The following is a 22,344-nucleotide window of genomic DNA, read 5'->3' as shown; positions in this document are numbered from 1 at the left end:
CAGCTCTCCGTGGCAGATTAACCCCAAAGGGGGTTAATTCCGGTTGCGCGTCACCTTGATCACATCCGGCATTACGCGTATTTTGCGCATGATGTTGGCCAGATGGACACGGTCGCGGGTGGTAAGACGGATAAACGCGCTATAGACCCGGCCGTCTTTTTCTTCGGTGTTCAGGCTCTGGATATTGGAATCGGCGGCGTTAATGGCCGCGGTCAGATTGGCCAGTACTCCCTGATGATTAAACATGTCCACTTTGATTTCGGCAATAAATTCCTGCTCGGTATCCAGCTGCCATTCCACCGCCATGAATTTTTCCGCGTCTTTCTGGATACCGCGGATATTGCGGCAGGATTCATGGTGTACCACCAGGCCTTTGCCGGGGCTGACGTGGGCGATAATCGGATCACCGGGGATGGGGCGGCAGCATTTGGCGAAGGTGATCAATACGCCGTCGGCGCCTTTGATGGGCAGCGTCTTCGGACCGGGCTGCGCCATATTGGACTGATCGCCCTGCAGATTGCGGGCAATAACCACGCTCATGGCGTTGCCCAGGCCGATTTCCGCCAGCAGGTCATCAAGGGACGCCAGTTTCATCCGGTCCAGCTCGCGCTGAAGGTTTTCCGGCGCCACCTCGGCCAGTTTCCGGCTGCCCCCCAGGGCGTGATTCAATAATCTGCGGCCCAGGCTGACGGAATCGTCGCGCTTAAGGTTCTTCAGCATCTGGCGTATCTTGGCCCGGGCCTTGGAACTGACCACAAAGTTCAGCCACGCCGCATTGGGACGGGCGCCGGGAGCGGTGATGATTTCCACCGCCTGTCCGCTGGTCAAGGCCTGCGACAGGGGATATGGCTGCCGATCCACTCGGGCGCCGACGCAGGCATGGCCGATATCGGTATGCACCGCATAAGCGAAATCCACCGGGGTGGCGCCCGCCGGCAGCTCGACGATGCGGCCTTCCGGCGTGAACACATAGATTTCATCCGGGAACAAATCAGATTTGACGCTTTCGATAAATTCAAACGAGCTGCCGGCGCTCTGCTGCAGCTCCAGCAGGCTTTGCATCCAGCGCTGGGCGCGGATTTGGGCCGTGGTGCCGGTTTCGCCCTGTTCTTTATAAGCCCAGTGCGCCGCCACCCCCATTTCCGCCATTTGATCCATGTCTTCGGTGCGGATTTGCACCTCGACCGGAACGCCATGGGGACCGATCATGGAGGTGTGCAGGGACTGGTAGCCGTTGGCCTTGGGAATGGCGATATAATCCTTCACCCGCCCGGGGCGCGGTTTATACAGGCTGTGCATCTGTCCCAATACGCGATAACAGGTGTCCACTTCGCCGACGATCACCCGAAAGGCATAGATATCCATAATGGAATGGAAACGCTGCTCTTTAAGGTGCATTTTGCAATAAATGGAATAAAGATGCTTTTCCCGTCCGCTGACCCGGCAGGGGATGCCGGCTTCGGTCAGTCGCCCTTCGATTTCGGCGAGTATCTTCTGGATCATCTCTTTGCGGTTGCCGCGCGCGGCCTTGACCACTTCTTTGATGACCCGGTAGCGGTTCGGATACAGCGCTTCGAAGCCCAGCTCCTCAAGTTCCGTCTTGAGATGGTGGATGCCGAGGCGATGGGCCAGGGGGCTGTATATTTCCAGCGTTTCACGGGCGATGCGCCGGCGTTTGTCGGGGCGCAGCGCACCCAGGGTGCGCATGTTATGCGTTCTGTCCGCCAGCTTGATCAGCACCACCCGGATATCCTGCACCATCGCCATGATCATCTTGCGAAAGTTTTCCGCCTGGGCTTCTTTCTTGTCGCGGAACTTCAGCTTGTCGAGCTTGGATACCCCTTCCACCAGCTCCGCCACGCTTTTACCGAACAGTTGTTCCATGTCCTGGTAGGTGGCGGGGGTATCCTCGATGACATCATGCAGCAACGCCGCCATCAGCGTTTCATAATCGAGGCGCATTTCCGCCAGGATGCATGCCACGGCCACAGGGTGGGTAATGTAGGGCTCACCGCTGGAGCGTGTCTGCCCCTCGTGAGCATCACGGGCGACAAGATACGCCTGCCGGAGGAGTTTGATTTGATCCTCTGGCAGGTAACGTTGAATCAATAGATTCAGACTTTCAAACAGATACAATTGCGAACCGTTGTTTGAGGTTAGCGACGGCCTTCAGCAATCGCGGTTACCGCCTGGATTTCCGCGGCTTCCTGCTCCTGCTGTTCCTGACGATCCCGCAGGTCGAGGATCTGATTGGTAATCAGGCCCTCTTCGATTTCACGCAGGGCGATAACGGTGAACTTATCGTTTTCTTCAGCAACCAGAGGGTCTTTGCCGCCGACCTGAAGTTGCCGAGCTCGACGAGCAGCGACCAGCACCAGGTCAAAACGGTTACCAATTTTTTCGACGGCGTCTTGTACAGTTACGCGTGCCATATGCGAGCTACTCCACAGATGAAGAAATGACTGGGCATCATACTGAAAGTTGTCTCAGTCCGCCAACAGTTTGGTGATTAAAGCGTCATGCCGCAGTTTTTGGCGGTTCAGACGCAGACGTTCGGCACGGATGATGGTTTTCAAATCCATCAGTGCCGTATTAAATTCATCATTTACGATCAGGTAATCATATTCGGCATAATGGGACATCTCGGCCACCGCCTGCGCCATGCGCCCGGCGATGATTTCGTCGCTGTCCTGTCCGCGGCCCCGCAGACGGCGATCCAGTTCCTCTTTGGAGGGCGGCAGCACGAAGATACTGCGCGTCTGGGGCATTTTGTTACGGATTTGCTGCGCCCCTTGCCAATCGATATCCAAAAAGACGTCCACGCCGGTGGATAACACCTGTTCGATCATTTCGCGGGAAGTGCCGTAATAATTACCGAAGACGTTCGCATACTCCAAAAAGGCGTCTTCATTGATCATGCGTTCGAATTCCGCCTTGGAAACAAAATAATAATGTTCACCCTGTTTTTCACCCGGACGAACGGGGCGCGTGGTGTGGGAAACCGAAACCTGAGTGTCGTAAAGCGGTTGTGTTTTAAGCAACGCCTGAATCAGGCTGGATTTTCCCGCGCCGCTGGGTGCGGAAACAATGTAAAGCGTTCCTTGAACCATACTGGGATTTTCGACTGTGGTTAATGAATCGACGCATCTATACCCGATGGCGTTCAAGCGTCAGCTGCCGCTTGAAAGATGGTGGGTATAATTGATCACAGCGGTTATTATACACGGCATTGGCGCCGGATGCAGCCTCACTTGCTGCGGCGAGAGGAATTTATGCCATCCGAGCCTTACGTCCGGGCCAGCGATGGCCTGGCGACGGCGAAGCGGCGCTGAAGCGGGAAGCGGCCTTGCGCCGCACCGGCATAAGGTGGCGATGTGCCGGCGGGGAATAAATTTCCAGTAAAAAGATTAAAAAGCAGATTATCGGCAATGCTGCGCAGAAAATGCGTAGTCCCTCGAGCATAATATTAAGAAAAATTTAAGTATCAAAAGAAGAGTTTTTGTTGATGAAGACAATGAATCAAATTAATAAAGGATGCCGGCCATACCGGCAACCCTGAATTTCTGCGGATATGCCCCATTCCTAAATGCACGATCGCTCATCTGACCCGATCCGCCAGGGTAAAACTATCCACATGCATATATCAAACATCACTTATATGTCTGGACGCCGAGAAAGTTTTCCTCATCAATCCGGACGTGAAAATTGATGAAGAATGTTCAGAGTATATTAAGTGTAAGGGGTTAAATTAACCATTATCACTTAACGTTTGTATTCGCAAATAAAGTCCAAAATTACTATTGACTCAGTTCTAGCATATTGCAGATTTCGCCAAGTTTTTCCAATTGCGTTTCGGATAAGGGGGCAAGCAAACGCTCCAGAATGGTCCGGTGCGTGTGTTGGGCGATATGCAGTTTATCCAGCCCTTTCTCCGTAATATAAACGTGCTTGACCCGCCGGTCAGTAGGGCTTTGCTGGCGTTGCAGCATAAGATCCTTTTCCAGGGCGTCCAGCACGGTGACCACGGTGCGGGATGAAAAGCCCATATAGTTTTTGATATCCGTCGCGCTGGTTTTGCCATGGGTTATCAATTGAAGAATTTTCATTTTGGATAATGACAGTCCTTCGTTAACCAATTGTCCGTTCACTTCTTTACGTAAGCGATGATAGATACGTGATAAAGATTCCACGGTGTCGGCAATATCTTTAACTTTTTCCATTTTATAATCTCTAGGTGAAATTAAGGCGATTCACTCGCCGTGATTGCAGGTTAAAAATTTGTTATAAATGGAGGGTGGGGTATTTAATAATCCCGCCATTTTCATAATTTAAAAACATATTTTTAACAAATTTTTCAATGACACATCTCAATCCAAGGCGATAAAATTCCCTCCTATTTCCCGGTGTCTCATTAGGGGAATCGATAATTATCTCTGAATTGAAGAACGGGCCATGCAATATACTTAACGAATTGCCAGCGCAGTTTATAGGAATATTTTCTATTTTTAAACACGACTAATTGAAAAATACGGATGCTATACAGAAATATTACGTCGTTGATATGTTATTTTACTTTATTACTTTTATGATAACTAAGTAGCCTGCTAATTTTCAATTAACATAAAGATGATATAGATAAAATCTTGTTGATTTATTGGAAGTTTTTTATTATGTCTACAAGGTGTAAATATGACGTACAAGCATAGTGTAATAGTGCATTTTATAAAATAATAAAAAAATAAATTTAATAAATACCTTGCCGTGATCGTAAAACAATTCGCGGGAACCCGTGAGGTTTAACGTAACGCGTTGATTTTTATGTTGTGATGTTTTTATAAAAACGCTGCCGGCACAGCAGCGGAAGAAATTATTGCTTAGACATCAATGAAGTAAAATCTAAAAAAGTCATAAGAGATGGCGCGGCGCTTTTAACGCGGCGGCGTAGGAAAAGGACGCTGGTGAATGATCCGGCGGTCAGAACGCTATTTTGGCCGGACAGGACCGAATAGGACCGGACATGCATACGTAGTTCTTATATGTCGCATTGTTAATAAATCATGTCGTGAATGTGGCCTTTGTTTGGTTAAAACACTGGCAAGCTTGCTTACGTTTACCGCCGCAATCCGCCGAAGCCGGCGAAATAACCGGTCGTGCCGGCGACGATTTTCCGGTTATCTCCCACCCGAATTGAGTAAAACGTGACGGAAGATCTCTCCGGCGCCGGATGGTGGGCTGTCGTTTCATTGACAAAATTAATTTAACAGGCTGCGCTTATGTTCTTTTACCTGCTTCGCCGGTTAGTTCTGGCGGCGTCAGTGATGCTGGTGGCAATCACGATATTATTCTGTCTGGTGTTTTTAGTGCCCGGGGATCCGGCTTCGGTAGCGTTGGGACCGAGGGCCAGCGAGGCGCAAAAGCAGGCATTGCGTGAACACATGGGGCTTGATCAGCCGGCTATCGTGCAAATCGGACGATTTATCGTCCATGTGGCCGCAGGAGATCTCGGCGAAGATGTCCTGACTCATCGGCCGGTGAATCAGCTTATTGCCCGCGCCTTACCCAATACCCTCATTCTGGCCCTGTCGGCCATTGCCTGGGCCATTATTATCGGCATCCCGCTGGGGTGCTGGGCGGCCTTGCGGCCCAATACCTGGCTCGACCGGCTGATAGGACTGCTGTCCACCAGCGTGATCGCCCTGCCGGCTTTTGTGGTGGCGATTTACGCACTGCTGGTGTTCTCAGTGACATTGAAGTGGTTTCCGGCCATCGGCGCGGGGCAGCAGGGGGATTTGGGCTCGCAGCTACAGGCGCTGGTACTGCCCTCCCTGACGGTGGCATTAAGCTGGATCGGTTATTTGGCCCGGCTGGTGCGGGCCTCGATGCTGGAAGTGCTGAAGGAAAACCATATCCGCACCTTCCGCGCCTTCGGCATCGGCGATCGGTTGATTGCGCTGCGCTATGCCCTGCCCATCGCGGTGGTGCCGGTGGTGTCGGTATTAGGGGTCGGCATTGGTTCGCTGCTCTCCGGCGCGGTGTTGACCGAGATCGTGTTCGCGCGGCCCGGCCTGGGCAAGCTGGCGTACGACTCGGTGATTTCCCGCAATTTTCCGGTGGTGATGGGGACGGTGGTGGTGACCTCCGGATGTTATGTACTGGCCAATCTCATCGCCGACCTGATCAACACTTTTCTGGATCCGCGCGTGCGGCAGGAGCTTTGACCATGGCGCTCATCACCACCACCCCGGCATTGAGTCCCGGCGACATTGCCGCCGCGGGCCGGCCGGACCCGTTTCGCGTGCTGCGGCACGTTTGGTCAGGCCCCATGGGGCGTTTTGCCCTGATTTGCGTGGCGGCAATGCTGTTGTGCGCCATCTTCGCCCCCTGGCTGGCTCCGCACGATCCCATTGCCATCAAAGCGGCCCTGCGTCTTAAAGGGCCGAGCATGGACTACTGGCTGGGCAACGATCAGCTCGGCCGCGATGTGCTGTCGCGCCTGATTTACGGCAGCCGGATCGCTATGACGGTGGCATTCCTGGGCACCGGCGGCGCGCTGCTTATCGGCGCCATGCTGGGACTGCTGGCGGGTTACGGTCCGCGGCAGATAGATACCTTGCTAATGCTGTTCTGCGATTCGCTGATGTCGATACCGATGATTCTGTTCGCCTTGGCGGTAGTGACGCTGGTAGGGTCGAGCGTGAGCACCATCATCATGATTATCATCACTTTTATGGTGCCTGGCTACTTTCGGGTAGTGCGCAGCCAGACCCGCGTTCTCAAACGCATGGAGTATATTGTCGCCGCCCGCGCCATGGGCGCCTCACCCGTCAGCGTGGTTTTTCGCCACTTGGTCCCCAATATGACCGGCACGCTGCTGGTGCTGGTGGCGATGGATATTCCGGCGGTTATCGCCATTGAGTCGGGCCTGAGCTTCCTGGGGCAGGGGGTACAGCCGCCGGACGCCAGCTGGGGTACGGTACTCAACGATGGCTACTCCTTTATCCGCCAGGCGCCCCATATCGTTATCGCCGCCGGCATTCCCATTATCATCGCCACCCTTGGCTTTACCTTTCTCGGCGAGGCGTTACGGGATGCGCTTGATCCCCGCACCGCCAGACAATCCCGGGGGGATAACTGATGGCACTGTTGGAAATGCACAACCTGTCGGTCACCTATGCGTCCGACAAGGGTCCGCTAAAGGCCGTTCGCCAGATTTCCCTGCAGGTGGAAAAAGGCGAAGTGCTGGGGCTGGTGGGGGAGAGCGGCTCGGGTAAATCAACCTTGGTGGGAGCCATGCTCACGCTGTTGCCCCCAAATGCCCAGGCTTCCGGGCAGCTGCTTTACCACGGACAAGACCTCCTTGCGCTGCCTGAATCCGCCAAGCGCCGCCTGCGGGGCAACGGTATCGCCACCGTGTCCCAAGACCCCTTTACCGCTCTCAATCCGGTGATCACCATCGGCAAGCAGCTGGTGGCGTTCCAGCACCATAAGCCGGGTTCGAAGGCAGATAAGCTGAATCATGCGGTGAAAATGCTCGAACGTGTAGGGATTTCAGACCCTCAGGGGAGGCTGAAGCAATATCCCCATGAACTCAGCGGCGGTATTCGCCAGCGTATCGCCATCGCGGCGGCGCTGTTAACCGAACCGGAGCTGCTGATTGCCGACGAACCCACTACCGCATTGGACGCCACCACCGAGATGCAGGTGGTGGAAGTGCTTAAGGCCAGCCGCCAGTTGGTGGACGGCGCCATTATCTTTGTGACTCACGATTTGCATTTGGTGAGCGCTCTTTGCGACAAAGTGGCGGTGATGTACGCCGGAGAGATCGTCGAAGCCGGTCCCATCGGCGAGATTTTCGGCTCTCCCGCCCATCCTTATACCCGTGCGTTATTGGCCTGCGATCCGGAGCGAATTGAAGTGGCCACCCGCGAACTGCCGTTTATCGCCGGTTCGGTGCCGATGCCGAGCGTCCACCGCGTCGGTTGTCCGTTCCAGCCCCGCTGCAGCCTGGCGTTCGCGCCGTGCGGCAGCGAGACGCCGCCGGAAACCCTGCTGGGGGAAAAGGGCCGGACAGTGCGCTGCCATAAGGTGAATGCCGATGCTTGAAATTCAGGATTTAGTGGTTCGCTACAAGACCGGCAATCTGTTGAGCCGTCTGATGCCCGGCGCCGTCGGGCATGTGGATGTGCTGGCCGGCGTCAGTCTGCATGTGCCGCCGGGCAAGACCGTCGGTCTTATCGGCGAGAGCGGCAGCGGCAAAACCACGCTGGGGCGAGCCGTGATTGGCCTGACCCCGGTAACCAAGGGCAGTATCCAGGTTAACGGCCGGGAACCGCTGGATGCCAGTGATTTGTCCTGGCGGACTATCCGCCGGGAAACCGGGCTGATATTCCAGGACCCGATGGCCGCCCTCGATCCGCGCATGACGGTGGAATATCTGGTCACCGAACCTTTTGCGGTTAACGGCCGCGAATATAAACGCCGCGGCGCGGCGGCGGCACTGCTCGAACTGGTGGGCCTGCCATCGCTGTTTCTGGACCGCTATCCCCATCAACTTTCGGGCGGCCAGGCGCGGCGGGTGGCGGTAGCCAGGGCTCTTGCCCTGCGGCCCAAGCTTATCATCGCCGATGAGCCCACGGCGGGCCTGGATCTTTCGGTTCAGGGCGAGTTGCTTAACCTGCTGACCTCGCTACAGCGGGAACTGGGCATGAGTTATCTGATTATTACCCATAATCTGGCCATTACCCGCCATGTCACGGACCGGATTGCCATTATGTATCTGGGACGAATTGTGGAAACCGGGCCTACCGAGGCTATTTTCCGCGCGCCGGCGCATCCCTATACCCGGGCGCTGCTCAACGCTAAAAGCAAGCATAACCCCCCGGGCGCCGGCGTGTTGCAGGGGGATGTGCCCACCTTATCCCGCCGGCCCGCCGGCTGCGAGTTTCACACCCGTTGTCCCCTGGCGACGGAACGTTGCCGAAGCGAAGCGCCGGCGCCGCGGCAGCTTACCGCGGAGCATCAGGTGACTTGTCATACCCCGTTAATCCCAGACCAACCCCAAATGGCCCGGCCAAGCCGCATCATTTAAAAGGAAATGTATCCATGAAAGGCCCCTCGATGAACAGACGTGAGCTTATTAAAACCATGGCGATCCTTGCCGCCGGGGTATCCGGTTCGCTGGCGCTTGGCGGACGGACGGTGGCATTTGCCGCCGATAACAAAAATAAAATCCTGCGCGTGCAAAACGATCAGGATATCACCAACCTCGATCCGGCCAATCGCAGCGGCTGGTACGATGAAATGGTCATGTTTGCCGTCTATTCCGGCTTATGCCAGTACAAGGCCGGCACAGAATGGGGATGGCAGCTGGACGCGGCCGAGGTATTGGAACAGGTGGACCCGCTGACGGTGCATTTCAAGCTGAAACCGGGCATCAAGTGGACCGGTGATTTTGGCGAAATGACCGCGGACGACGTGAAGTACTCCTTTGAACGGTTCCTCGATCCCAAACTGGCGGCGATTTATGCCACCGACTGGGAGGCCCTCGATCATGTGGAGATCAAGGGCACCTACGAGGGACTCATTCATTTGAAACATCCCTTCGCGCCGCTGTTCACCAGTACCTTGCCCCATGCCTCCGGCCTGATTATCTGTAAAAAGGCCGTGGAAGCGGCGAAGGATAAAAAAATCGCCACCGATCCCTTGGCGTCATCCGGGCCTTATCGCATCGGCGAGTGGCAACCCAGGGAGCGGCTGACCCTGGTGCGTAACGAGAACTGGAGTGGACCGCACTGTTTTTACGACCAGATTCAACTGGTGCCCATCGGCGATCTGAATACCGCCGAAATCGCCTTTGAAGCGGGGGATCTGGATATGACAAAAATCAATATCAGCGCCATACCCAAATACCAGCAGGGAGTGGCCGGCACCACCCTGACGGTGCGACCGGCGCTGGCCTATACCTGGCTCGGCATGAACGTTGATCATCCGCTGCTTAAGGATATCCGGGTCCGTCGCGCGATCCAGCAAGCCATTGACGTTCCTTCCATTCTGGACGCAGCTTTCGGCGGGGCGGTAAAACCGGCTTTCGGTCTGGTGCCGCCGCCGCTGCCCGGCGCCCGGAGTAAAAATATCTATCCCTACTCAACGGACGCCGCCAAACGCCTGCTTAAGGAAGCCGGCGTATCCAAGCTGCAGCTGCGGCTGGACTTGACCACCTCCACCGACGGCGGCACCGTCGCCCAGGTCATTCAGGCGCAATTGGCGGAAGTGGGTATTCAATTGCAAATCAATCAAATGGACAGCGCGGCCTTTGTGGCGGCCGGGCAGGAATCCGAAGGCACCGCCTGGAAGGACTCGCAGCTGCGGATGACCACCTTTACCACCGCGCCGGATGCCAGCTGGGTTACCGCCTGGTTCACCTGCAAGCAGGTGGGTATCTGGAATACCCAAAGAACCTGCGACAAGGACTGGGACAAACTGAGCGACGATGCCGCCAATGAACTGGACCAGGGCAAACGGGCCGCCATGTATGTCAAGCTGCAGGATCAACTGGAGGAAACCGGCGCCTATGTCTTTCTCTACCACGGCAGTAACGCCTGGGTGACGCCCAACACCATCAAAGGCGCCTGGACTCCTGACGGCCAGTGGCCCTTGTTCCGGGAAATAAAAGCAGTGTGATAAAAGCAGAGAAATACGAAGCGCGAGATGAAAATGCGTGCGGGAAAAAGTTCATGACTGAACGGCTTGCATAAAACGTTCGGACGTGAAATTTCCCGCGCGTTCGAACGCGACAGAGTTTTCACCCTCACGGCCCGGAGACGGTGCGGGCCTTCAACAAAAAAAGATCAATAAGCCGGTGGCGCTGTTTTCGCCCGGTCTTAACGTGGGAGCTTCCTTGAGTACTGCCCGTCTTCCCCTTGCGCCTAAAAAGAGCCTACGGTCCGCCGGCAGCGCTTTACGGCACCCTAATTACCGTCGGTTTTTCGGCGGTCAGCTGTTATCGGTAATCGGTAACTGGATTCACACCATTGCCCTGGGCTGGCTTATCTGGCGTCTCGGGGTCGCGTCGCCGGTAATGCTGGGCCTGTTGGCCTTTTGCAGCCAGGGTCCCATTTTAATATTCGGGTTATTCACCGGCGTCATCGTCGATCGCTGCGATCGGCGCAAATTGGTGTTGGCCACGCAAATCGGCCTGACGGTGCTGGTCTCAATGCTGGCGATACTCACCTTGAATCATTGGATAACCGCCAGGATAGCCATTTTCATCGCCCTCGGACTGGGTCTTATCAGCGCCTTCGATTTGCCGGGCCGGCAATCACTGGTGGTGGATCTGGTGGAATATAACGATTTAGGCAACGCCCTGGCGCTTAACTCGGTGATATTCAACGGCGCCCGGCTTATCGGCCCCGCCCTGGGCGGCCTGCTGGTGGATAAGCTGGGGGAGGGCTGGTGTTTCGCCTTTATTGCCCTCTCTTATGTGCCGCTGATTCTCTTTCTGGCAGGGATGCGTATTCCCCAGCGTCCCCCCACCGTTCGGACCGGCGGTCTGCTGGCGGAAATGGCCGAAGGACTGCGCTTTCTGCGCCATGACGCCGATGCCCTGCGCATTTTGCTGCTGGTGGGATTGTGCAGCCTCACCAGCGTGCCCTATTTCTCGTTCCTGCCGATGCTGGCCGATCGGGTATTAAAAGGCGGCCCGGCCGGATCGGGCATTCTGATGAGCATTACCGGCATCGGCGCGCTGGTGGCCGCGCTGCGCCTGGCTTACAGCAGCAGTATTGAACCCATGCGCCCCTGGCCGCTATGGGCCGCACTGATGCTGGGGATTGCGCAAATATGCCTTGGCCTGTCCCACCTGTTTTGGCTGAGCGCGCTGATTGCCGCGCCTATCGGTTACGCCATCCTGACCCAGAACCTCACCTCGAACTCGCTGCTGCAACACCAGGTTCCCGACGGCCTGCGGGGCAGGCTGATGTCGTTTTATTCCATGATGTTAATCGGCACGGTCCCCATCGGCGCCATTATCTGCGGCGGCGTGGCGGAGATCATGGGACTGCCGCTGACCATGATTGTCGGCGGCCTGCTGTGCCTGGCGGGCGCTGCCGCCATTGCCGCCTGGGAACGCTACGGAACCCGGCGCCGGTTATCGCCGCCTCATTCTTAACTATTTATCGCCAGGAGGACCGACCATGTCGGACACCATAGACAATACTCTCACTGTACCGGCTTTTCGTCAGATAACCGTCCCCCTTTCGGATGGTACCCAACTCACGGCCAGGCTGTGGCTGCCTAATGGGCCGGGGCGGGTGCCGTTGGTGCTGGAATGGATTCCTTATCGCCAGTCGGATAATACCGCGGTGGGGGATTCGATGATCCACGGTTATTTCGCCGCCCACGGCATTGCCGCCATGCGCATCGATTTACGCGGCAGCGGTAATTCGGGGGGCCTGCTGCGGGACGAATACCTGTCACAGGAGCAAGACGACGCGGTGGAAGTGATTGCCTGGATTGCCGGGCAAAGCTGGAGCAACGGCAACGTCGGCATGATCGGCATCTCCTGGGGCGGGTTCGCGGCCCTGCAAATCGCCGCCCGGCGCCCGCCGGCCCTGAAGGCGATTATCACCTGCTGTTCCACCGACGATCGCTACACGGACGACGTGCATTTTATGGGTGGGGCGCTGCTCACCGACGGTCTGCAATGGGGCAGCGGTTTATTTACCCAGCTGGGACGCCCCCTTGATCCGGCCTATGTAGGCGACGGCTGGCGCGAGCAATGGCTGGCGCGTCTGGAGGGCATGGAACCGCCGCTGGCCCACTGGCTGGCGCATATGGAACGTGACGACTACTGGCGGCACGGGTCGATAAATGAAAATTATCGCGACATTCAGTGCGCCGTGTACGCGGTGGGGGGCTGGACAGACGGTTATTCCGACGCCATATTACGGTTGATGGAGCACCTTGACGTGCCGCGCAAGGGTCTTATCGGTCCCTGGACCCATATCTACCCCAATTGGGGCACTCCCGGTCCGGCAATTGATTTTCTCGGAGAATGCCTGCGATTTTGGCGGCATTGGCTGCTTGGCGAACAAACCGGCATCATGGATGAACCGATGCTGCATCTATGGCAGGGGGAACAGCTGCGTCCCGACCCGTCATCGCTGACGCTGGACGGCCACTGGATCACCGCGTCCCAATGGCCGGCCACCACAAATCATCATGACTTTTATCTTGGGGACGGCCTGTTGACTGATGCACCCGCCGCCGCGGCGCCGTTGCTCATTGATACCCCGGCGCACTGCGGCGCCATGGGCGGCGAGTGGTGTCCCCTTGATGGCGGCGGCAATGCGCCTGAATTCCAAGGGGATCAGCGCGCCGATGATGGTTTGTCGGTGTGTTTCGATGCGCCGGTACTGGAAGCCCCGCTTATTTTGTGCGGCAAGGCGGAGTTGACGGTGGATATCGCCTTTGAAACGCCGTCGGCCATGCTGGTTCTGCGGCTGAACGAGGTGGATGTGCACGGCCGTTCGGCACGGGTGACCTTTGGCATACACCGGCTGAGCCGGCCGGACGTCCCCGCCGGCCAGACTTTTCCTGTGGTATTGCCTCTTAAAGGCGTTGTCTACCGGTTTTCCGCCGGCAGCCGGATCCGGCTGGCGCTCTCCACGGCATATTGGCCCATGGCCTGGGCCGAACCAGGGCAGGGGCCGGTTCAGATACTCCCCGCCACCGGCCGGTTCCGGCTGCCGCTGCGAACCGAAAGCCTGCCGGATAAGCCTGATGCTTTTGGCCCCCCCCGCTCGGCGCCGGCGCTGGATCATGAGGTCATGGCTCCGGAAGTCACCGCCCGCCGGCTCAGTTGGGATGCCGGCAGCAATACCCACCGGCTGACAATGGATGCCCGGCGGCAGAAAACCCGCATCGGCGAATTGAGTTTTGATAGCGAAGGCCATGAGGCATATGAGATCGGCGCCACCGCGGAAACCGCCCGCTGGCAGGCCGAACGCCGACAGCGCTACCAGCGCCCCGGCTGGCATATCGAACTGCGCAGCGAAAGCCGCCTGGCATGGCAAAACGGCGGCCTGGTATTGAACTCAAGCTATAGCGCCTGGGAAAACGATCGGGAGATTTTCCAGCGGCAATGGGAACATCGCTTTCCGGCGAGAATCAAGACAATTGGCGGTTAACCTAAGCAATGCCCAATAGCTTTCACGCTGCGGCTTGAAAGATGACGGCTATAGGGTATTGTTTACCGGTGATATTATAGATTGAAGTGATTTGAACCTATGCCTCTTGTCGAACCCCTCGTGTTCACTTTTTTACTTGGCCATGACTTTTCCATGATGAGTCTGGCCTCGGCCATTGAGCCGTTGCGTTCCTATAATCGGCTGTATGAAAAACAGGCCTTCAATTGGCACTTGGCCAGCTTGAACGGAGAGCCGGTGGTGGCCGCCAACGGCATTCCTTTCCCCACCCGGTCCATCGATGACGTCATGCCCGGCTCTCATTATCTTTTTATCTGCGGCGGCGAGCGGGTAGTGGCGCCCAAGTATGAACGCGGCTACCAAAAGGCCATGCGGCAGGCCGCCCGTGCCGGGATCATTATCGGTTCGCTTTCCACCGGAACCTTTTTGCTGGCCAAATGCGGGCTGCTTAAAGGGTATCGCTGCACCATCCATTGGGAAAGCCGTTCGGCGTTTAAGGAAGTCTATCCGGATATCCAATGTACCCATAAAATTTTTGAAATCGATCGCGGAAGACTCACCTGCTCCGGCGGGACGGCGGCCATGGATATGATGCTTAATCTCATTGCCGAACGCTACGGCGATGAACATGCCGCCTCCATCGCCAATCAGTTTCATCATGAACGGATTCGCAGCGCTGAAGACGATCAGCGGGGCGGGCGTCCCGCCGGCGCGGCGATGCCCGCCCCTCTTGGCGCCGCTATCGCCGTTATGCAGGCGCATATAGAAGATCCCATCTCGTTGCCGGAGGTTGCCAAGCGGGCCGGCGTCGGTAAGCGCCAGCTCGAGCGGCTGTTCGCACACTATTTCGATAAAACGCCGCAGCGCTTTTATCTGGAGCTGCGCCTTGAGCAGGCGCGGGAGATGCTGATTTATTCCGACCAGTCGATTATCGAAATCGCGGTTTCGGCAGGGTTCGGCTCCACATCGCACTTCGCCGGCTGGTTTCGCCGCACCTTCGGTGTTTTGCCATCGGCCATGCGCCGCGTCAGACAGAAAAAAAATCTCTCATAATCAATACAGATCCGTGCGGCGCTCCGCCAGGTAGGCATGGCCCAGGCGCCACTGCTCAAGGGCCGTCAGGCTGATTTCTCCCATAAGCAGCGCCGCTCCGCTGCCCGGCAGCGACGCGACGATACCGCCGTCGGGTCCTACAATCCGGCTTTGTCCGATGCAGCCGCTGTCGCCGCGGTTGGCGAACGCGACAAAACAGCCGTTTTCATAGGCGCGGGTCGGCACCACATGGCGTGGCACCACATCATAACCGGGAGTGGTGGCGCTAAGGCACAACAGGCAATCCATTCCCTTAAGGGCCAATGCCCGGACCGACTCGGGGAAATCAAGGTCATAGCAAATCAGCAGGCCGAAGCGCAGTCCCCCCAGGGCAAAGCTGGCAAAGCTTTCACCGGTCTGGAACAGCGCCGTCTCATAACCGGACCAGAGATGGATTTTGCGGTAATCGGCCCGCACCCGGCCCTGGCCGTCAATCACCTGTAAAGAGTTATACAGTCCGGCGGGGTCGCGTTCCGCGTAGCCGAATACCAGCGCCTGCTCTTTTTCCGCGGCCAATTGCGCCAGCTTCCCCAGCACCGGCCCCTCTCTTTCCAGCGCCAGACTGCGGACCCGATGGGGATCGTCATAACCGCACAACGCCAACTCCGGCAGCATAATCATGTCGGCGTCCGGCAACGCGTCCATGGATTCGCGAACCCAATCCACTATTTCACTCTCCCTTGCGGGAGTGCCCGTTATTTGGGCAATGCCGATATTCATGTTGCGTCTCCCTTGGGAGCGATGTCGCTGAAAAAAGGATAATAATCGTCCCAGCGACGATGAAAGATACGGCTGTCGCCGTCAAAGGCTTCCAGGCTGGATACCAGGCGCCATCCGCCGTCATCGGCGGTCAGCAGGCTGCTGACCTCCAGCCTGGCGTGCCACTCGCCGCGGTGAAAACCGGCGCTGCGCACCGCCCTGGAGCTGGCGGCGCAGGGGTCCAGGGCGTTGACTTTATAGGTTTCACGGCCCAGGGCGTCCAGCCGCAGCCCGGTTTCTTCCAGGTATATCGCTCCCAGATTGCGCACAACCTCCAGGGTGGTATCGCCGTCGTTCATATCCCGGATCAGGCGCAGCCGTCCCCGTTGCGGCGGCACGATGATACGGGAAGGCAGGGCGGGGGGAACCGGCGGCCTGCCGAGACAAGGGGGCGGGGTTGAGGCAATCCCGCTGTCGCGAACCGGCAGTTCAAGGGTGCCGCTATGCAATGTCAAGGTCGTGCGGACCGGCAGCGGCGCCGCCAGCGGCCAGTAAGCGGTGGATACCGCCACCCGCAGACGATAGCCGGCGGGCAGAATAAACGCCGCGGCATTAAGCGTTAACGCCACATCATAGCGCTCCCCCGCCGTCAGCGGTTCGCGCCGATCATGGCCGTTACGCTGGGTGAGATTGAGCAGGCCATAAGTGATACGCAGCGAGGTGCCGTCCGGCGCCACGGCGTTCAGCCGCACTGCAATCATTCCCTGGCTGCTGTCGGACGACAGGCCGAGTCTTATCACCGGACGGCCGGTAATTTGCAACGGCGCCGTGAATACCGGGCTGTCAAAACAGGCGGAGCCGGCATCATCCTCCCGCTGATCCCCCGGCATATCCGGCCCGTTGCCATAAGGACACCATTCCCCGGAAACGATGCCGGTGGCGGCAGGGGAACAAATGGACTGGGTAAAGGGAACCATTCCCTCGTGGCGGGGCTCTCCCCGGCGGGCAATCGCGGCGCCGCCATCCTCGGCGCCGTCATCCAGCCAAGACGTCTCCAGCCGTCCGTCCGGAGACAGCGCCCACCGCTGGGGCACAATGGCCGGTGCGGGCCAATGCTGTTCGGCGGCCCAGCGACCGCGGCGTTCGGTATAACTGACCCGCGGCGGTTCCGCCTCCTGCAGCCAGTAGGTCAGCATCGGCTCATCCATAATGCCGGTGGGCTCATTCTTCAGCCAGTGATCAAACCAGCGCGTCACGTAGCGGATGAAATCAATGCGCGGGCCCGGCGTGGCGACATGAGGAAAGGCATGGCCCCAAGGACCGATAAGCCCTTTGCGCGGTCCCGGCAGGTTTTCCAGCAGACGCAGCACGGTATTGGTATAACCGTCGGCCCAGCCGCCCACCGCCAGCACCGGCACCTCGATACGGGAGTAGTCTTCGCATACCGAGCCGCTGCGCCAGTAATCATCACGGGTGGGATGCGCCATCCAGCGGCTCGCCGGGGGCAGCTCCATGGCGTTCAGCCGTTGGAGCCACATTGATTTCCACTTGTCGCCGACGATGTCCGGATCCGGCGGGGTCGGCGTCCAGGTAAACAGCGTGGAGCCATATTGCAGATTATCGTTAAGCAGCACCCCGCCCATGTAATGCATATCGTCGGCATAACGATCGTCGGTAGAGCAGGCGGTGACGATGGCTTTCAAGGCCGGGGGACGCAACGCGGCGATTTGCAGAGAGTTGAATCCGCTCCAGGAGATGCCAATCATGCCCACCGCCCCCGAACACCAGGGCTGTTGGGCAATCCAGGCGATGACTTCGCACGCGTCGGCCCACTCACGGGGAGTGTATTCGTCGTTCATCAGGCCGTCGGAATCCCCCGCGCCGCGCATATCCACCCGCACGGCCGCATAACCGCTTTCCGCCAGGCCGGGATGGAGAATGGCATCATCGCCGCGATGCCTGTCCCGCCGGCGATAGGGCAGGTATTCCAGTATCGCCGGCACCGGCCGGGGACCGTCCGGCAGCCAGATCCGCGCCGCGAGCTTGCAGCCGTCCTGCAAGGTAATCCAGACTGTTTCAAGTATCTGCATCAAGGTATCCGCATAATAGGTGTTCTAACAGTGAAAAATGCCCGCTGCATCATCTTTGCATAGCGCCGTTCCGGGGCCATCAACATTGCGACCGATTTGGCGTCAAATACGACATCAGGCAGCGGACCGACATCGATTTTCGCCTGAATACGTTAAAAAACGGTCGGGCGAATCAGGCCGGACTGTGGGCTGACGCCCGTATTCCCCTGCTCATCAGGTAATAGACCGGACAGACAACCATCAGACCGACGATCCATGAGATATCCGCGCCTCCCATGGCGCGGGCGATGCAGCCGGTGTAGACATCGGTGGCGATAAAGGGGATTTGCACCAGGATGCCCAGCAGGTAGCAAGCTATGGCCCTGTAATTGAAATAGCCGTAGATACCGCCGTCTTGCCGAAAAAAAGAGGGGACATGGTAGCTGCCGTGGGCGATGAGGTAATAATCCACCAGGTTGATGGCGGTCCACGGGATCAACACATACAGCAACAACAGAATGAAATGGATGTAATTCACCAGAAAATTTCCCTGGCCCGCCACCGCCAGCAGCAGTGACAAGGTAAACATCCCCAGGGCCAGGATAATGCGCGCGCCGGAGCGGGGAGACCATGCCGGCGCCAGTGTCTGGCCGACGGTTAACGCGCACAGCGTTCCGCAATACAGATTCATCGCGTTGGTGGCGGCGATGCCCACGGAGAAAATCGCCACTATCAGGGCGCTGGCTCCGCCGGTGAGGGTCACCAGGCCGGTAACGACATCATCGTCTTTCCAGCACAGGGCGATCACCACGCCCAGGATCATCGGAAGAATGGACCCCAGGGAGCAGCCCCAATAGCTGGCCCAGAATACTTTACCCTGATGGCTGTTTTCCGGCATGTAACGGGAGTAGTCGGACACATAGGGGGCATAGGCCAACTGCCACAGAGCGGCAATAGACAGGGCGCCGAAAAAACCGGCAAACGTCGGCGGACGGTGGCTAAAGAACGCCTCCGGCAAACCGGTTACCAGCAGAATCCAGCCAAAACACAGTAACAGGGCAGTACCGGACAGCCAGGACATGATTCGGGTGTAGGCGTGTATAAGTTTATAGCCGAAAGCCGTGGCGGTAACGCTCAAGACGCCGACGATGGCAATGCCGCCGTTGATACTGAGCGGGGGACAGATGGCGTGCAGCCCCTGGCCGCCCAATATCAGATTGGAGGCAAAAAAGCCCAGGTACATCACCACCACTAAGACCACAACCAGCAAGGCGCCGAAGGATCCGAACTGACCGCGGGTCTGGATCATTTGCGGCACGCCCAGCTGTGAGCCTTGGGCTGAGTGCAGGGCCATAAAAACGGCCCCCGCCAGATTACCTATAATCACCGCCGCCGCCGCGGCGAAAAAAGATAAATTGAATACACACACCGCCAGCGAACCGGTGATCACCGTCAGCATCATGATATTGGAACCAAACCAGATAGTGAATAAATCGCTGATCTTGCCTTGCCGTTCCGTACTGCTGATGGGTTGAATGGTTTTTAATTCAACCGGAGAGATAACACTTGCGAATTGTCTTTTCATGATGACTCTCTTTGAATGAAAATAATAATCTAACAGATTAAAAAATCGGCCCATCTATTGTTGAATAGAAATTGGAGGCATTATTTATTGAGGGACAAATATCAATCTGTTATATATGCCAATGGTATCCAACACATAATTATCATCGTGAAGATGGTTATTAAAAAAATGATTTTAGATTAAGTTAACGCAATAAATACGCTTGCAAAAAAATATGCCATTCAGACTATTGTAATCATGACGTTTTAAATATTTATCGATAATTTAATCGCTCTGTTTATGGGCTATTATAACCTGTGGAAACTTAAATATTCAGTCTCATTGAAGGGGGAAGTAGCGTTCCGATGCTTATAACAGTCATTGTTAATTTCAATCCAATAATTATATTTGCATTTTACAGTAATGGTGGATATAAAGGTGGCGAATTGATAATTTTCAGCCGATTTCTAAGGAAGCTCAATGAATGTAACGTGGTACGACTGGCATCACCATGAGCTGACGGTACAACGTCTATATGACATTCTCGCGTTGCGTAATGCGGTGTTTATCGTAGAGCAGACCTGCCCCTACCAGGATATCGACGGCCAGGATCTTCTGGATGACAACCGCCATGTCGCGGGCTATATGGCGGGTGAACTGGTTGCGTATGCCCGGATTCTTACCGGTGAAGATACCTTGTCCATAGGCCGGGTTATCGTCTCGCCCCGGGCTCGCGGGATGAATCTGGGTAATCGGCTGATGGAACAGGCGCTGGAGGCCTGTGCGTCGCGGTGGCCGGGCCGGAAGATTCATCTCTCCGCCCAGGCGCATTTACAGAAATTTTATGGTCGTTTCGGATTTCATGCGGTCACCGAGCTGTATGAAGAAGACGGCATACCGCATATCGGCATGGAGAACGTTCCGTCTTCAGCGCGGTAAAGGACTACCGGGCAGCCGATTCGGGCGGCCTGGACGCCCGCCCTATGGGCCTGAGAGATATTCTACGCCGTGAGCCGCGAAATTTCGGCGGATCGCCATTGTGAAAGGTTCATTTCCGCGATAATTCCCGGGCCAAAACCGGCAATGATCCCCCTCTGGTCGGATTTGAAAATGCTGTCTTCGTGCATGCGCCGATAGGCTTCAAATACCACTGAACTGGCGATATTACCGCAATTCACCAGCGTGTCTCGGCTATAGGAGAATTTCTCCCTTTGCACGCCGAGGTATTTGCATAAATCGTCTAAGATCCTCGGGCCGCCGGCATGGATAATATAATAATCGAGACTGTCAATCTGCCAATGATGCGTCGAAGCCAGTTCTGCCATGACCGGGGCCAAAGGCGCCATGGTGCCCGGTACCCGTTTATCCAGCCGGAAATGAAAGCCGGTATCTTTTACCGCATAGCGTATCCATTCATCGGTATCCGGAATGAGATAACTGCTGTTTCTTTGTAATTCCAGACCGTTGCCGGCGCGGCTGGTCACCACTGCCGCCGTTATCGCATCGCCAAATAATCCGTCGGACAGCAGGCTGCCGATATCACCATCCGTGGGCTGATAGCTTAGTGAGCAGAATTCGCAGCTGACAATAAGCACATTGCTGCCGGGATGCGCCAGTATAAAATCATGGGCGCGATTAATGGCCGAACCACCGGCGGCGCAGCCGAGCTGCGCGATAGGGATTTGCACCGTCTGCAAAGGGAATCCCATTTTATTCACCAGCCAGGCGGTCAGCGACGGCATTAGAAAACCTGAACATGACACATAAATGATTGCGGAAACATCCTTGGCGGTGATATCGGCATGGCTCAACGCTTCCTCTATCACGTTAGGTACCAGTCGCTTGGATTGATATTCAAATACGGCATTCCGATAGCCAAAACCCGGATGCAATGTCGCCAGCTCGATTGGTTGTATGATGTGCCTTTTTTTCACGCCTGTATTGGTTATCAGCTCGATGGATTTTTCCAAATTGGGATTGTCTTTGAAATTCTTTTTCGCAAGATCAAGCGTTTCCTCGAGGGTGATAATATGCTCCGGCAGATATATCGCTGGCTTGTGAAGTGTAGGCATTTTTTATGGCTCCATAATATATTTATAATAAATTGATTCAATAAAATATTGATAATAATAACTAACGCTCATTTAGAGTGATAGTACCGTATCAATTTGTCAAACCGCCACCTAAAGGCATATGAAAATAAAGTTGAAATTTTAAAACTTATGTTATTCAAAACGTTAATAATCATACATATGCTTTTAATACGCCATTAACGTAACTATACGGGGGAAATAAATATCAAATTAACTGTTTCGACAAGTAGGTATTTTGCTTTTTAGAGAAAGCTGTTTATTAGGATGGGCGGCTATTATTTTGCCGTTAAAAGAGCCGTAATCGTTAGATTTGCCTATTTTTTGCCACATATCCAGTCTTTTATTGCGCAGCGTTGAGATGGGCAGAAGGCCTGGTTAATGACCACTTATTATAGGTAAAACTTATTCGCATGCCAAAAGTAGAAATAAATTATATAATTTTTATTAAAACAATATCAATAAAAACAATTTCCGAAATAAATATTATCTTAATTTCTAATGGACTCGAAGGGGGCAACGATGCCAAGCTACATTGTCAAGCATTATGCTTATTTTTAGCATAACGTCAGTTTGTTGCTTTACATTTTTGAACAAAAAAACGGCTTGTCAGCACTGCCTTGCTT

17 protein-coding genes are annotated in these 22,344 nt (G+C 55.8%); 9 read left to right on the top strand and 8 right to left on the bottom strand.

The features are described 5' to 3' along the window. Nucleotides 1-33 precede the first annotated feature (33 nt). From spoT to ACL2XJ_RS07545, 4 genes are all read right to left on the bottom strand, one after another. Nucleotides 34-2,136 carry a bifunctional GTP diphosphokinase/guanosine-3',5'-bis pyrophosphate 3'-pyrophosphohydrolase gene (gene spoT, locus ACL2XJ_RS07560; protein ID WP_132924176.1) on the bottom strand — a complete coding sequence of 701 codons (2,103 nt, stop codon included), beginning with the start codon at nt 2,134-2,136 and terminating at the stop codon, nt 34-36. Nucleotides 2,137-2,156: 20 nt separating this feature from the next. Continuing rightward, complete coding sequence (gene rpoZ, locus ACL2XJ_RS07555; protein ID WP_132924177.1) at nt 2,157-2,432, bottom strand: DNA-directed RNA polymerase subunit omega; 276 nt, start codon at nt 2,430-2,432, stop codon at nt 2,157-2,159. Between the two features lie 54 nt (nt 2,433-2,486). Further along, nucleotides 2,487-3,110, bottom strand: coding sequence for a guanylate kinase (gene gmk, locus ACL2XJ_RS07550; protein ID WP_132924178.1), 624 nt, complete (start codon nt 3,108-3,110; stop codon nt 2,487-2,489). A 687-nt stretch (nt 3,111-3,797) separates the two neighbouring features. Then, complete coding sequence (locus ACL2XJ_RS07545; RefSeq protein ID WP_132924179.1) at nt 3,798-4,220, bottom strand: MarR family winged helix-turn-helix transcriptional regulator; 423 nt, start codon at nt 4,218-4,220, stop codon at nt 3,798-3,800. A gap of 1,053 nt (nt 4,221-5,273) precedes the next feature. Here ACL2XJ_RS07545 and ACL2XJ_RS07540 point away from each other — a divergent pair. The 8 genes from ACL2XJ_RS07540 to ACL2XJ_RS07505 all read left to right on the top strand — a co-directional run bounded on the left by ACL2XJ_RS07540 (nt 5,274) and on the right by ACL2XJ_RS07505 (nt 15,257). Next, nucleotides 5,274-6,218, top strand: a complete 945-nt coding sequence (locus ACL2XJ_RS07540; RefSeq protein WP_132924180.1) for an ABC transporter permease — start codon at nt 5,274-5,276, stop codon at nt 6,216-6,218. Nucleotides 6,219-6,220: 2 nt separating this feature from the next. Further along, entirely contained in the window at nt 6,221-7,135 is a 915-nt protein-coding gene (locus tag ACL2XJ_RS07535) for an ABC transporter permease (protein ID WP_413726133.1), read from the top strand. After that, nucleotides 7,135-8,103: an ABC transporter ATP-binding protein gene (locus tag ACL2XJ_RS07530; RefSeq protein WP_132924182.1), complete on the top strand. Its 969-nt coding sequence runs from the start codon at nt 7,135-7,137 to the stop codon at nt 8,101-8,103. Before ACL2XJ_RS07535 ends, ACL2XJ_RS07530 begins: the two co-directional genes overlap by 1 nt. Next, nucleotides 8,096-9,088, top strand: coding sequence for an ABC transporter ATP-binding protein (locus ACL2XJ_RS07525; RefSeq protein WP_165934193.1), 993 nt, complete (start codon nt 8,096-8,098; stop codon nt 9,086-9,088). Before ACL2XJ_RS07530 ends, ACL2XJ_RS07525 begins: the two co-directional genes overlap by 8 nt. 29 nt (nt 9,089-9,117) lie before the next feature. After that, on the top strand, nt 9,118-10,680 hold the full coding sequence (locus ACL2XJ_RS07520; protein WP_413726132.1) for an ABC transporter substrate-binding protein: 1,563 nt from the start codon (nt 9,118-9,120) through the stop codon (nt 10,678-10,680). A 217-nt stretch (nt 10,681-10,897) separates the two neighbouring features. Beyond that, complete coding sequence (locus ACL2XJ_RS07515; protein WP_413726131.1) at nt 10,898-12,166, top strand: MFS transporter; 1,269 nt, start codon at nt 10,898-10,900, stop codon at nt 12,164-12,166. 25 nt (nt 12,167-12,191) lie between these two features. Continuing rightward, a complete protein-coding gene (locus ACL2XJ_RS07510; protein WP_413726130.1) occupies nt 12,192-14,186 on the top strand; it encodes a CocE/NonD family hydrolase in 1,995 nt (664 codons plus the stop codon). A 153-nt stretch (nt 14,187-14,339) separates the two neighbouring features. After that, nucleotides 14,340-15,257 carry a GlxA family transcriptional regulator gene (locus ACL2XJ_RS07505; protein ID WP_203524189.1) on the top strand — a complete coding sequence of 306 codons (918 nt, stop codon included), beginning with the start codon at nt 14,340-14,342 and terminating at the stop codon, nt 15,255-15,257. On the opposite strand, the gene ACL2XJ_RS07500 is transcribed toward ACL2XJ_RS07505, so the two are convergent. The 3 genes from ACL2XJ_RS07500 to ACL2XJ_RS07490 form a co-directional block, all read right to left on the bottom strand. Further along, nucleotides 15,258-16,016: a nitrilase-related carbon-nitrogen hydrolase gene (locus ACL2XJ_RS07500; RefSeq protein WP_413726129.1), complete on the bottom strand. Its 759-nt coding sequence runs from the start codon at nt 16,014-16,016 to the stop codon at nt 15,258-15,260. Further along, nucleotides 16,013-18,085 carry a CocE/NonD family hydrolase gene (locus tag ACL2XJ_RS07495; protein WP_413726128.1) on the bottom strand — a complete coding sequence of 691 codons (2,073 nt, stop codon included), beginning with the start codon at nt 18,083-18,085 and terminating at the stop codon, nt 16,013-16,015. Before ACL2XJ_RS07495 ends, ACL2XJ_RS07500 begins: the two co-directional genes overlap by 4 nt. A 172-nt stretch (nt 18,086-18,257) precedes the next feature. Beyond that, complete coding sequence (locus ACL2XJ_RS07490) at nt 18,258-19,649, bottom strand: purine-cytosine permease family protein (RefSeq protein ID WP_413726127.1); 1,392 nt, start codon at nt 19,647-19,649, stop codon at nt 18,258-18,260. Nucleotides 19,650-20,108: 459 nt separating this feature from the next. Between ACL2XJ_RS07490 and ACL2XJ_RS07485 the strand changes: the two genes are divergently transcribed. Continuing rightward, nucleotides 20,109-20,567 (top strand): GNAT family N-acetyltransferase, encoded by a 459-nt coding sequence (locus ACL2XJ_RS07485; RefSeq protein ID WP_413726126.1) that lies wholly within the window; start codon nt 20,109-20,111, stop codon nt 20,565-20,567. A 62-nt stretch (nt 20,568-20,629) separates the two neighbouring features. Here ACL2XJ_RS07485 and ACL2XJ_RS07480 read toward each other — a convergent pair whose 3' ends face one another. Continuing rightward, nucleotides 20,630-21,700 carry a type III polyketide synthase gene (locus ACL2XJ_RS07480; RefSeq protein ID WP_413726125.1) on the bottom strand — a complete coding sequence of 357 codons (1,071 nt, stop codon included), beginning with the start codon at nt 21,698-21,700 and terminating at the stop codon, nt 20,630-20,632. Nucleotides 21,701-22,344: the final 644 nt, after the last annotated feature.

The organism is Sodalis sp. RH16, assembly GCF_047324245.1.
GTDB lineage: Bacteria > Pseudomonadota > Gammaproteobacteria > Enterobacterales > Enterobacteriaceae > Acerihabitans > Acerihabitans ligni.
The sequence above is the reverse complement of the archived record's forward strand: the minus strand, read 5'-3'. Positions and strand labels throughout refer to the sequence as shown.